The 12006-nt window shown below is 70.9% G+C and carries 11 protein-coding genes; 2 read left to right on the top strand and 9 right to left on the bottom strand.

Annotated elements, in window-relative coordinates; all coding sequences use genetic code 11:
• Positions 1 to 38: 38 nt before the first annotated feature.
• The 4 genes from ACFWQG_RS01025 to ACFWQG_RS01010 form a co-directional block, all read right to left on the bottom strand.
• A complete protein-coding gene (locus tag ACFWQG_RS01025) occupies positions 39 to 1355 on the bottom strand; it encodes an NlpC/P60 family protein (protein WP_378505706.1) in 1317 nt (438 codons plus the stop codon).
• 186 nt (positions 1356 to 1541) lie between these two features.
• Complete coding sequence (ilvA, locus tag ACFWQG_RS01020; RefSeq protein ID WP_378506033.1) at positions 1542 to 2744, bottom strand: threonine ammonia-lyase; 1203 nt, start codon at positions 2742 to 2744, stop codon at positions 1542 to 1544.
• A gap of 89 nt (positions 2745 to 2833) precedes the next feature.
• Entirely contained in the window at positions 2834 to 3982 is a 1149-nt protein-coding gene (locus ACFWQG_RS01015; protein ID WP_378505705.1) for a cystathionine gamma-synthase, read from the bottom strand.
• 24 nt (positions 3983 to 4006) lie between these two features.
• On the bottom strand, positions 4007 to 5392 hold the full coding sequence (locus tag ACFWQG_RS01010; protein ID WP_378505704.1) for a cystathionine beta-synthase: 1386 nt from the start codon (positions 5390 to 5392) through the stop codon (positions 4007 to 4009).
• Positions 5393 to 5559: 167 nt separating this feature from the next.
• Here ACFWQG_RS01010 and ACFWQG_RS01005 point away from each other — a divergent pair, with 167 nt between their 5' ends.
• Together ACFWQG_RS01005 and ACFWQG_RS01000 are read left to right on the top strand one after the other, a co-directional pair.
• Complete coding sequence (locus ACFWQG_RS01005) at positions 5560 to 6777, top strand: acetyl-CoA C-acetyltransferase (protein ID WP_378505703.1); 1218 nt, start codon at positions 5560 to 5562, stop codon at positions 6775 to 6777.
• A gap of 151 nt (positions 6778 to 6928) precedes the next feature.
• Positions 6929 to 7798: a hypothetical protein gene (locus tag ACFWQG_RS01000; RefSeq protein ID WP_378505702.1), complete on the top strand. Its 870-nt coding sequence runs from the start codon at positions 6929 to 6931 to the stop codon at positions 7796 to 7798.
• 57 nt (positions 7799 to 7855) lie between these two features.
• Here the strand turns inward: ACFWQG_RS01000 and ACFWQG_RS00995 are convergent, their stop codons facing one another.
• From ACFWQG_RS00995 to ACFWQG_RS00975, 5 genes are all read right to left on the bottom strand, one after another.
• Positions 7856 to 8218 (bottom strand): hypothetical protein, encoded by a 363-nt coding sequence (locus tag ACFWQG_RS00995; RefSeq protein ID WP_378505701.1) that lies wholly within the window; start codon positions 8216 to 8218, stop codon positions 7856 to 7858.
• Between the two features lie 93 nt (positions 8219 to 8311).
• On the bottom strand, positions 8312 to 9157 hold the full coding sequence (locus tag ACFWQG_RS00990; RefSeq protein ID WP_378505700.1) for a Bax inhibitor-1/YccA family protein: 846 nt from the start codon (positions 9155 to 9157) through the stop codon (positions 8312 to 8314).
• A 141-nt stretch (positions 9158 to 9298) separates the two neighbouring features.
• Positions 9299 to 10426 carry a class I SAM-dependent methyltransferase gene (locus ACFWQG_RS00985; protein WP_378505699.1) on the bottom strand — a complete coding sequence of 376 codons (1128 nt, stop codon included), beginning with the start codon at positions 10424 to 10426 and terminating at the stop codon, positions 9299 to 9301.
• A gap of 19 nt (positions 10427 to 10445) precedes the next feature.
• Positions 10446 to 11126: a nitroreductase gene (locus ACFWQG_RS00980; protein WP_378505698.1), complete on the bottom strand. Its 681-nt coding sequence runs from the start codon at positions 11124 to 11126 to the stop codon at positions 10446 to 10448.
• Positions 11127 to 11171: 45 nt separating this feature from the next.
• Positions 11172 to 11951, bottom strand: coding sequence for a M23 family metallopeptidase (locus tag ACFWQG_RS00975; protein ID WP_378505697.1), 780 nt, complete (start codon positions 11949 to 11951; stop codon positions 11172 to 11174).
• Between the last annotated feature and the right edge of the window lie 55 nt (positions 11952 to 12006).

Here is a 12006-nt window from a genome sequence, read left to right as displayed (position 1 = left end):
CGGTCGGGGTGAAACTCGCGCACAGGCGCGCAGCGCAGCTAGACGATGCGGCGGGCCTTCATGCCGTCGAAGACCGGGCCGACCTTGACCACGTCGCCGGTCTGCGGGGCGTGCACCATCTGCCCGTTACCCATGTAGATGCCGACGTGGCCGGGGCCGCCGGACTGCCAGTTCCCGAACACCAGGTCGCCGGGGCGGGCGGCGTCCATCGGGATCTCGGTGCCGATGTTCCATTGCGTCTCCGAGGTCCGCGGCAGGGTGAGGGTGTCGCCGGTGGCCGAGTACATCGCGTACGACGTCAGGCCGGAGCAGTCGAAGCCGCCGCCGGAGGGGCCGTTGATGTTGCCGCCGCCCCACACGTACGGCAGGCCGAGGTACCGCAGCGCCGCCTCGACAACCCGGCCACCGATGGTGCCGTCGGACCCGCTGAGCGGGGCCAGGATCGCCGCGAACACCGGCTCCGATTCCCGGATCTTCTTCACGTACGGCTTGGTCTGATGCTCGTAGTCGTATGCGCCGCTGGGCATTCCACCCGCACGTCGGACCGCCCCGATGCCCGCGTTGTATCCGGCGAGGGTCAGGTCCAGGGTGCCCCCCTCGACGAGGCCCTGCCGCTTCCACTCGTCGATCTGCCCGTACATGCTGCACAGCATGTTTCCGGACGCCATCACCGGGTCCGCGACGCCGAGGATGTCGACGGTGCCGTCTCCATCGGCGTCCTTGCCCCACGTCTCCCAGGTGCCCGGCATGAACTGGCCGGGGCCGCGGGCGCCGGTGCGGGACACCGGGGCGGTCGGGCCGTACCGGAACCCGTTCTCCGCGTTGTACAGCGCGGCGAGGATCGGCGCGCTGATGCCGTCGCAGATCTCGCCCGCCTTGGTGAACCAGGGCACGAACACGGCGATCGACCCGATCGGTGCGATGTTGCCGCCGGGGAACGCCGCGTCGAGCGAGGACACCGCGCGGGACAGGTCGCCGCCGAACGGGACACTCGAGACGTCGGCGCCGCGCGCGTCCGCACGGGGCGCCTGCGGGGCGATAACGGGCGGCGGGGGCGGCGCGGGAGCCGGCTCGGGTTCCGGGGCGGGGGGCGGCGGCGGGAGGTACGGGTCGAGGGCGTCGACGGCCGCGGTGGACGCGTCCTCGACGGCCTGCCGCGCCTGCCCCTGCATCGGTGCGGGCAGCAACCCGATCACGTCGTCGACCTGTTGACTCGCCGTTGGCGAGGTGGCCTGGAACGACTCGATGGCGGCCGTCGCCTGCTCCTTGACCGGGGCGGGCAGGTCGGCACCCTGCACCAATCCGCCCAGTGCCGTGGCAACGGCCACAATGACCGCCGATGGATCAACCGGCATTCGCATCCTCCCTACGTCGACCGAGGTGCATCGGCACCGCGGCCGCCCCCTGATCTGTGACTCGCATCACCGTATGGTGCACGGTGTGAGATCCGGCGCATTTCGAGCGAACTCTTAGACAGCCTTCAGATTGTCCGGAACGTGCGGTACCGGATACCCGGAATCGGCCGTCCGCGCGCGCCACGCCTACTCCTGGACCCTCGCGGTGAAGCCGGCGGACCGGATGGCGGCGAGGACGCCGTCGCGGTGCTCGCGACCCCGGGTCTCCACGGTCAGCAGGACCTCCACCTCATCGAGGCCGAGGTCGCGGCCGGTCCGCGCGTGCACGACGTCGACCACGCTCGCCCCGGTGCCGCCGACCACCGACAGCAGGCCCGCGAGACCACCGGGCCGGTCCGGGATCCGCACCCGCATGGCGAGGTAGCGGCCCGCGGCGCGCAGTCCGTGAGTGATGACGTGGGTGAGCAGCAGCGGGTCGATGTTGCCGCCGGACAGGATCGCGCACACCGGCCCGTCCAGGCGCGGACCATCGCCGCCGAGCGCCGCGACCGCGGCCGCCCCCGCGGGTTCGACGATCAGTTTCGCGCGCTCCATGCACAGCAGCAGCGCGTGGGAGAGCGCGTCCTCGCTGACGGTGGCGACCTCGTCGACGTACTCCGTCACGTGCGCGAACGGGACCTGCCCCGGCAACCCGACCGCAATCCCGTCCGCCATTGTCGACATCGACTGCGCGGCAACGGGTTCGCCGGCAGCGATGGATGCGGGCCAGGCCGCCGCCTGGTCGGCCTGCACCCCGACGATGCGGACGTCGGGGCGGGCCGAGCGGATCGCGGCCGCGACCCCGGCGAGCAACCCACCGCCGCCGGTGGGGACCAGCACCGTTCCGACGTCGGGGAAGTCGTCGAGGATCTCGAGGCCGACGGTCGCCTGCCCGGCGACGACGTCGGGGTGGTCGAACGGGTGGATCGGCACCGCACCCGTCTCCGCGGCGAAGTCGAACGCGGCCGACAGCGCCTCGTCGACGGTGTCTCCGCGCAGGTGCACGGTGGCACCGTAGGCACGGGTGGCTGCGAGTTTCGGGAGCGACGCGCCGACGGGCATGAAAACGGTCGCGGCGACGCCCAGTTGCCGCGCCGCCCACGCCACCCCCTGCGCATGATTACCCGCGCTCGCCGCGACCACCCCGGCCGCGCGGTCCTCGTCGGTGAGGTTCACCATCCGGTTGTAGGCGCCGCGGGGTTTGAACGACCCGGTGTGCTGGAGGTTCTCGCACTTGAGCCGCACCGGCCTGCCGGTCCGCTCGGTCAGCACCCGAGAGTCCAGCAGCGGGGTCCGGCGGATCACCGGGGAGAGGGCACGCTCCGCCGCCGCGATCCGGGCCGGCGTCACGAGCTGCACGCCGTCAGCCTAAGGCGGCGGCGCCGCTCGTGCGCGGCGTGCGGATCCGGCGGACCCGCGCGCCGCGCGGACGGGAGGCGTCAGCCGAGCGCCTGCTCGATGTCGGCGAGCAGGTCGGAGGCGTCCTCGATACCGACGGACAGCCGCACCAGGTCGCCGGGAACCTCCAGTTCGGAGCCGGCGGTGGACGCGTGCGTCATCGCGCCGGGGTGTTCGATCAGCGACTCGACGCCGCCGAGCGACTCGGCGAGGGTGAAGATCGTCGTGCGGGAGCAGAAGTCGAGCGCGGCCTGCTGACCGCCCTTGAGCCGCACCGACACCATGCCGCCGAACCGGCGCATCTGCCGTGCCGCGACCGCGTGCCCCGGATGCGACGCCAGGCCCGGGTAGATCACCTTCTCCACCGCGGCATGCCCGGTGAGCAGGTCCACGATCTTCTCGGCGTTGTCGCTGTGCCGTTCCATTCGCAGCGCGAGGGTCTTGATGCCGCGCATCGTCAGGTAGGCGTCGAACGGTCCGGGCACCGCGCCAGCACCGTTCTGCAGGAACGCGAACTTGGTGTCGAGTTCCTCGTCGCTGGTCACCAACGCGCCGCCGACGACATCGGAATGCCCGCCCAGGTACTTCGTGGTCGAGTGCAGCACGACGTCCGCGCCGAGCGCGAGCGGCTGCTGCAGGTAGGGCGAGGCGAAGGTGTTGTCCACCACGATCTTCGCGCCCGCCTCGTGCGCGAGCGCGGACAGCGCCTCGATGTCGCCGATGTTCAGCAGCGGATTCGTCGGGGTCTCCACCCACACCAGCTTGGTGGTGGGGCGGATCGCCGCCCGGACGGCGTCGAGGTCGCCCATCGGCGCCGGGGTGTGCTCGATCCCCCACTCGGTGAACACCTTGTCGATCAGCCGGAACGTGCCGCCGTAGGCGTCGTTCGGGATCACCAGGTGGTCGCCGGGCCGCAGCACCGACCGCAGCAGGCAGTCGGTGGCGGCCATACCGGACGAGAACGCCCGCCCGTGGCGTCCGCCCTCGATCGCGGCGAGGTTCGCCTCGAGCGGACGCCGGGTCGGGTTGCCGGTCCGCGCGTACTCGAAGCCGCCGCGCATGCCGCCGACGCCGTCCTGCGCGAACGTGGAGCTGGCGTAGATCGGCACGTTCACCGCACCGGTCTGCGGGTCCGGATCGAAGCCCGCGTGAATGGCCCTGGTGGAGAATCCCTGCTGCTGCTCGCTCATGGCGACAGCCTAGCGAGCCGGGCGTCAGGCGCCCGCGCTGAGGAAGCCGAGCAGGTCCTGCCGGGTGATGACGCCGACCGGCTTGCCGTCGTCGACGACCATCAGCGCGTCGGTGTCGCCGAGCGCCTTCGTCGCGGCGCTGACCGGCTCGCCGGAGCCGATCAGCGGGAACGCCGCGCTCATGTGCTTGGACACCGGGTCCGCGAGCTGCGCGCGGCCCTCGAACACCGCGGAGAGCAGTTCCCGCTCGGTGACGCTGCCCGCGACCTCGCCCGCCATCACCGGCGGCTCGGCCCCGACCACCGGCATCTGCGAGACGCCGTACTCGCGCAGGATCTCGATGGCGTCGCGCAGCGTCTCGGTCGGGTGGGTGTGCACCAGGTCGGGCAGCTCGCCCGACTTTCCGCGCAGCACATCCCCGACGGTCGGCTCCGCGGCCGTGCTGCCGTCGAGCGGGGTGCGGAGGAAGCCGTACGACGCCATCCACTTGTCGTTGAAGATCTTCGACAGGTACCCGCGGCCGCCGTCGGGCAGCAGCACCACGACCACCGCGTCCGGGTCCCGCTCGGCGACGCGCAGCGCCGCGACGACCGCCATGCCGCAGGATCCGCCGACCAGCAGGCCCTCCTCGCGGGCGAGGCGACGGGTCATGTCGAACGAGTCGGCGTCGGAGACGGCGATGATCTCGTCGGGGATGGACGGGTCGTAGGCGGTGGGCCAGAAGTCCTCGCCGACGCCCTCGACGAGGTAGGGCCTGCCGGTGCCGCCGGAGTACACCGAGCCCTCGGGGTCGGCGCCGATGACCTGCACCTTCCCGCCGGAGACCTCCTTGAGGTAGCGGCCGGTGCCGGTGATGGTGCCGCCCGTGCCGACGCCGGCGACGAAGTGGGTGATCTTGCCGTCGGTGTCGCGCCAGATCTCGGGGCCGGTGGTCTCGTAGTGGCTGTCCGGGCCGCCCGGGTTGGCGTACTGGTTCGGCTTCCAGGCGCCGGGGATCTCCTGCACCAGGCGGTCGGAGACGTTGTAGTAGCTGTCCGGGTGTTCCGGGGCGACCGCGGTCGGGCAGACCACGACCTCGGCGCCGTACGCCTTGAGCACGTTGCGCTTGTCCTCGCTGACCTTGTCCGGGCAGACGAACACGCACTTGTAGCCGCGCTGCTGCGCGACGAGCGCCAGGCCGATCCCGGTGTTGCCGGAGGTCGGTTCGACGATTGTGCCGCCCGGCTTCAGCTCCCCGGACGCCTCGGCCGCGTCGACCATCTTGACCGCGATCCGGTCCTTGGAGCTGCCGCCCGGGTTGAGGTACTCAATCTTCGCCGCCACCAGGCCGGAGCCGGGTGAGACCACCGAATTCAGCTTCACCAGGGGGGTGTTTCCGATGAGGTCAACGACGTGATCCGCGATGCGCATGACCCCATCGTCCCAGAGTGCGCGGTGTCGGCAACAGCTGGTCCTCGGCCCGCTGACCGGACTGTGTGACATGCGCCCGATCGGGGCAACGTAACGTCATTCCCACACACCCGAGTTCGGATTCACCTGTTCGGATTCACCGCTGCACAGAAACGCAAGGAGTACTCATGCCCGAGGCTGTCATTGTCTCCGCCGTGCGCTCGCCGATCGGCCGCGCCGGTAAGGGATCGCTGAAGGACGTCCGTCCCGACGATCTGGCCGCGCAGATGGTCGCCGCCGCGCTGGCGAAGGTCCCCGAGCTCGACCCCGCCGAGATCGACGACCTGCTCATGGGCTGCGGTCAGCCGGGCGGCCAGTCCGGCTTCAACATCGGCCGCGTCACCGCCGTGAACCTGGGCTACGACTTCCTGCCCGGTGTGACCGTCAACCGCTACTGCTCCTCGTCGCTGCAGACCACCCGGATGGCGATGCACGCGATCCGCGCCGGTGAGGGCGACGTGTTCATCTCCGCCGGCGTCGAGTCGGTGTCCAGCTTCACCACCGGCAACGCCGACGGCTGGCCGAACACCAAGAACCCGAAGTACGCCGAGGCGATGGAGCGCTCCGCCAAGGAGGCCGAGGGCGGCATCGCGTGGTCCGACCCGCGCGAGAAGGGTCTGCTGCCCGACGTCTACCTGGGCATGGGCCAGACCGCCGAGAACGTCGCGTCGCTGACCGGCATCTCCCGCGAGGACCAGGACCGCTGGGGCGTCCGCAGCCAGAACCGCGCGGAGGAGGCGATCAACCGCGGCTTCTTCGCCAATGAGATCACCCCGGTCACCCTCGCGGACGGCACCGTCGTCTCCACCGACGACGGCCCGCGCGCCGGCACCAGCTACGAGAAGATCAGCCAGCTCAAGCCGGTCTTCCGCCCCGATGGCACCGTCACCGCCGGCAACGCCTGCCCGCTCAACGACGGCGCGGCCGCGCTGGTCATCATGTCCGACACCAAGGCGAAGGCCCTTGGCCTGACCCCGCTCGCGCGCATCGTCTCCACCGCCGCGACCGGCCTGTCCCCCGAGATCATGGGCCTGGGCCCGATCGAGGCGGTCAAGAAGGCCCTCGGCTACGCCAATATGGGTGTCTCCGACATCGACCTGTTCGAGATCAACGAGGCGTTCGCGGTCCAGGTGCTCGGCTCGGCCCGCGCCCTCGACCTGGACGAGGACAAGATCAACGTCTCCGGTGGCGCGATCGCCCTCGGCCACCCGTTCGGCATGACCGGTGCCCGGATCACCAACACCCTGCTCAACAACCTGCGTGAGCAGGACAAGACCTTCGGCGTCGAGACCATGTGCGTCGGCGGCGGCCAGGGCATGGCGATGGTGCTCGAGCGCCTGAGCTGATTTTCGTTCCGCCGAACGGGCGGTTACCGGGCGGGCCTCTCGGCCGATGCCCCGGTAACCGCCCGTTCGGTGTCTGTGGACAGGTTCTCGAGTTGTCCACAGCCACGGCGCAGGGCTGTACGGCGGGTGCGGCGGACGGCACGGTGGGGCGATGGGGGTGTACGACTCACCGTTTCGCGGTTCGCGCGCGGTCGCGGCGCGGCAGCTGACCCAGCATCAGCTGCGCCACGACTGCACCCGCATCTACCGCGACGTCTACGTCGGCAACCGGGTGCCGGTCACCGCGGCGGTCCGTGCCCGCGCCGCCTGGCTGTTCGCCGGACCCAACTGCGTGCTGGCAGGGTTTTCGGCCGCCGCACTGCACGGCACCAAGTGGATCGACGACTGCACGCCAGCGGAGGTCGTCCGGCACGGGCACTGGAGAGCCCCTGCCGGGATGCGCTGCCACGACTACCGCCTGGACCCAGACGAGGTCACAGTGGTCGAGGGCGTGCCGGTCACCACCGCGGCTCGCACCGGGTTCGACCTCGGTCGGAGATTGCCTCGCATCGCCGCGACCACCGCGCTCGACGCGCTCTGCAACGCCACCGGCCTCGAACCCAAGCAGATCGCCGACGTCGCGGACCGGCACCCGGGTGCGCGGGGAGTGCGCAATCTTCGTCGACACCTCATCGACGTGGACGGGGGCGCTCAGTCGCCGCCGGAAACCCACACCCGGCTGGCCATGGTCGACGCGGGGCTGCCGCGGCCAGCAACGCAGATCCCCATCGCGGAGGACGACGGTTTCGTCTTCGCGCACTCCGATATCGGGTGGCCGCAGTGGCGCGTGCTGGTCGAGTACGACGGCGAGCACCACTGGACGGACCGCAGGCAGAGGGCCTGGGACATCGAGCGTCTGGCGCGGATGGAGGCGCTCGGCTGGACGGTGGTCCGCGTCGGCGCGGAACTGCTCTACAGGCGCCGCGCCGTGTTGGTGGAGCGGGTCACCGACGCCCTCCGCGGCGCCGGTGCGCCGGTGTAGCGCCGAACGGGCGGTTACCGGGACGGCCACTCGGCCGATACCCCAGCAACCGCCCGTTCAGTGCGGGCGCGCGTGTGCGTCGACGAGATTCTTGGCGTCGAGCAGGCCGAGGCCCGGATGCAGTTCACGTAGGGCCTTGACCGCGCGCACCGCCGACGGTGCCGAGGCCACCGCGTCCCGCACATCCTCGACGGGGACGGTGGCGGGGTCCACCCGCTCGGGTGCCGGTCCATTGCCACGCCCGCGCCAGATGACGACGGCAAAGGTCACCGATCCGACCAACGCGAACGCCCAAACCGCGAACGTGACCCAGTCCCACACCGACGCGTCGGACCGCACCCCCTGAACCGTGTCGGGCGCGGACAGGATCAGCCAGACGAACAGCAGCACCCAGTACCAGCGCTCCGCCTTCAGAGTCATGCCTCGATGATGCCTCCTGAGACACCGAACGGGCGGTTACCGGGACGGCCACTCGGCCGATGCCCCAGCAACCGCCCGTTCGGCGGGGTGCTGCTAGTCGTTGTTGAAGTAGCTCAGCAGTCGCAGGATCTCGACGTACAGCCACACCAGGGTGACGGTGAGGCCGAGGGCGACGCCCCACGCCGCCTTCTCCGGCGCCTGCGCGCGGATCAGCTGGTCGGCGGCGTCGAAGTCCAGCAGGAAGCTGAACGCGGCGATGCCGATGCAGACGAGGCTGAAGATGATCGCCATCGCGCCGCCGTCGCGCAGGCCCAGGCCGCCGTCCATGAAGAAGCTGGCGATCAGGTTGCCGAGCGAGAGCACCACGACACCGATCAGGGCGCCGACGATCATCCGGGTCAGCCGCGGGGTGACGCGGATGGCGCCGGTCTTGTAGACGACGAGCATGCCGAAGAACACGCCGAAGGTGCCGAGCACGGCCTGCGCGATCATCGTCGACGCGCTGACACCGGAGATCTGGAACGTCATCAGGAACGACAGTGCGCCGAGGAAGACGCCCTCGGCCGCCGCGTAGGCCAGCACGATCGCCGGGTTGTCCATCTTGTTGCCGAAGCTGGCGATCAGCACCAGTACCAGGCCGACGAGGCCGCCGACGATGACGAACGGCGCCGCCAGGTTGATGTTCTGGTTGACCAGCACGTAGGAGACGATCGCCGTGATGGTCAGCACGCCGAGCGTGATGCCGGTCTTGGTGACGACGTCGTCGATGGTCATGGCCCGCTGGGCGGGTCCGGTGGTGTAGGGCTCGGCCTGCGTGTACTGCGGCTGGCCGAACTGCTGGGTCATCTGCCCGGCGCCTGCCGCGGCAGAACCGAACGAGGCGTATCCGCCCTCCTGCTTCGGGAGGTTGCGGAACACCGGGTTGCTGGTGGTGCGCACCGTGCGTGTCCCTTCTTTCGATGGCCCGGATGGGCCGGTCGGGCCGGAATGACCCGACCTCACTACCTGGGTAACGACTAACGCCCGTCTGCGAGTTCCCCTCGGACGGACAATTCGGACTCTACCGTCCCGGACGCCGACTCATCGTGCCACCGACCGGGTAACGGTGAACTTGGGATTGCGTCCGATCTGTTCGGTTGGACCGACGGCGGACGCCAGCGCCGGGCGGTAGCCGAGGTGCGAGTTGAACACCGTCCACAGTTCCCCGCCGGGACGCAGGACCCGGGCGGCGGCCCGGAACATCGCCTGCGCGGCGCCGGTGTGCACGGCGGCACCGATATGGAACGGCGGATTGCACACGATCAGGTCGGCGGAGCGGGCGTCGAGGGTCGACATCGCGTCGTCACGCAGGCAGGTCACTCGCTCCCCCACCCCGTTGGCTGCGGCGGTCGCGGCGGCCGAGTCGACGGCCGCCGCGGACTGGTCGGTGGCGATGACCGCGAGCTCGGGCCGCAGCCGGGCGAGGCTGACCGCGAGGATCCCGGTGCCGCAGCCCAGATCGACGGCGGTCCGGGCAGTCGGGTCGGTGCGCGGCAGGACGTCGAGCAGGAACCGGGTGCCGAGGTCGAGCGTCGGCCCGGCGAAGGCGGCGCCGTGCGCGACGACGTCGAGACCCAACTCGGGAAGGTGTTCGCGCCGAGGGTAGCTCGCGGGGCCCGGGGTCGGTCCGGCGGCGACGAGGACACGAGACTTCTGCCGTCCGCGGGTCGCGTGCACCTCGGCGAAGGAGCCGGCCAGCACGTCGTTGAAGGTCCGGCCCATGTGCTTGTCGCGTCCGCCGCCGTAGACAACGACGGACGGATCCGCATACCGCGCAATGGTTTCGGCGATCTCGGCGAGCGCGGCCAGGCCACGCGGCAGTTGCAGAAGCACGACGGTCGCCCCCGCGAGCAGGTCCTCCCCCAGCCCGCACTGCCGGTAGCTGCCCGCCAGCCCGGCGCGCTCGGCGTTGCCCGCGAGGGCGAGCTCCCCGGTGAGCGGATCCTGATGCACCCGAACCTCGCTCGCACCGTAGCCGGCGACGGCGCCGAGGGTCAGCGCACCGTAGTGGTCCCCGATCACCGCAACCGTGCCCGACGCGGCCGCCGCGAGCGCGGCCGCGGCCTCGTCGAGGATCAGCCGGTCGGCGCCGTCAACGGCGTACAGGTTGGGCGCCTCGACGTCGGGGTGGCGACGCAGGGCGGCGAAGAGTTCCTCGGGGACCGGCACCCGACCAGTGTCTCAGGTGCTACGACACCCAGGTGACGACGGCGTCGAGGTCGGCGCGGCCGGTGCGGAACGCGTTCGCCGGATGCGTCAGGTCCGGATAGCCGAACGAGATGGCGCACAGCACGTTCCGGTCGTCGGGGATCTCGAAGAAGTCCCGCACGTAGGGTGCGCAGCCGGCGAGCGCCGCCTGCGGCACCGTCGCGACACCGAGGCTCTGCGCGGCGAGCAGGAAGGTGTTGACGTAGAGCCCGCAGTCGACGGCGGCGTAGGTGCCGAGGGCCGCGTCGGTGGTGACGATCGCGACGTGCGGGGCGCCGAAGAGGTCGAAGTTCCGCATCGTCTGGTCCGCGGAGGCCTGCCGGTCACCCGCGATACCCAGGCTCGAGTACAGCTGCAGCGCGCATTCCTTGCGGCGGTCCCGATACACGCCGTGGTAGCCGCTGGGGAACTCGATGTCGGGCGCCTGGCCCGCGACCCGCACCGCCTCGGCGAGCCCGCGGCGGAACCGGTCCGTCGCCTCACCGTCGGTGACGGCGACCTGCCACGGCTGGGTGTTGCACCACGACGGGGTGCGCTGGGCCATCGTGAGGATCTCGACGATCACGTCCTCGGGGACGGGATCGGGGAGGAACGCGCGGCAACTGTAGCGGGACGTGAGCAGTGCCGCGAGGGTGGCGGGCGCCACGGTGGTGTCGGTCACGAAATCGAATCCTCGACAGTCGAATTCCGGGCCTCGACGGCCCGGTCAGACGTTGCGGCCGTTGTTTCCCCAGGTCACCGAGACGCCGTTGTCGCGCAGCCAGCCCCCGGGGTCGACCTTATTGCCCTGCGGATCCCACACCTCGAAGTGCAGGTGCGGTCCGGTGGACTGGCCGCGGTTGCCGACGGTGGCGATCTGCTGGCCCGCGGCCACCTGCTGCCCGACCGCGACCTGGTAGTCGTTGATGTGTCCGTAGACGGTGATCGTGCGGTCGGCGTGCATCACCCGCACCCATAGCCCGAACCCGGATGCCTCGCCCGCGGAGATGACGGTGCCCGCCTCGGCGGCGAGGACCGGGGTTCCGATCGGGGCCGCGATGTCGAGGCCGCCGTGGTGCGCGCCCCAGCGGGATCCGAAGTCGGAGGTCAGCACCCCGTTGACCGGCTGAACGGCCCGCTTGGGCAGCGGGTTGGCCGAGCCGAAGTTCTGGTCCTGCGCCCACTGCTTCGCGGTCGCGAAGCCGGGGATGGCGTCCGCGGCGAAGTCGGGCACCTCGACGGTGGCGGGCACCTCGACGCCGACCGAGCGCAGGCCCGCGGTGACGTCGGCAGGGAGGGCGGGCATCTCGACCGTCGCGGCCGCCGCGGTCGCGCCGCCGAGCTGGGCACCGCCGACGAGGATCGCACCGGTCGCGGCGGCCACCGTCGCGGCCTTGACACCCGTTCCGTGACCTTGCGCGGGAACGCGGTGGCGACCCCGCACTGCATCGGGATCGACGGCGGCGAACGCCATCGTTCCCGGTCCTGAACTGCGATGATCTGCCACGGTCGGTACCCCATCCGTTTCTTTGGTCGGCGGCGAGCAGGTTCCTGCGCACCGT

Source organism: Rhodococcus sp. NPDC058532 (genome assembly GCF_042719255.1).
GTDB lineage: Bacteria > Actinomycetota > Actinomycetes > Mycobacteriales > Mycobacteriaceae > Rhodococcus_G.
Note: the sequence above shows the minus strand (reverse complement) of the source record. Positions and strands in the feature narration are given on the sequence as shown.

Bases quoted from the DNA above. Each gene is read 5' to 3' on its own strand.
- ACFWQG_RS01025 (WP_378505706.1), bottom strand. From the start codon at position 1,355: ATGCCGGTTGATCCATCGGCGGTCATTGTGGCCGTTGCCACGGCACTG.
- ACFWQG_RS01015 (WP_378505705.1), bottom strand. From the start codon at position 3,982: ATGAGCGAGCAGCAGCAGGGATTCTCCACCAGGGCCATTCACGCGGGC.
- ACFWQG_RS01010 (WP_378505704.1), bottom strand. From the start codon at position 5,392: ATGCGCATCGCGGATCACGTCGTTGACCTCATCGGAAACACCCCCCTG.
- ACFWQG_RS01005 (WP_378505703.1), top strand. From the start codon at position 5,560: ATGCCCGAGGCTGTCATTGTCTCCGCCGTGCGCTCGCCGATCGGCCGC.
- ACFWQG_RS01000 (WP_378505702.1), top strand. From the start codon at position 6,929: ATGGGGGTGTACGACTCACCGTTTCGCGGTTCGCGCGCGGTCGCGGCG.
- ACFWQG_RS00995 (WP_378505701.1), bottom strand. From the start codon at position 8,218: ATGACTCTGAAGGCGGAGCGCTGGTACTGGGTGCTGCTGTTCGTCTGG.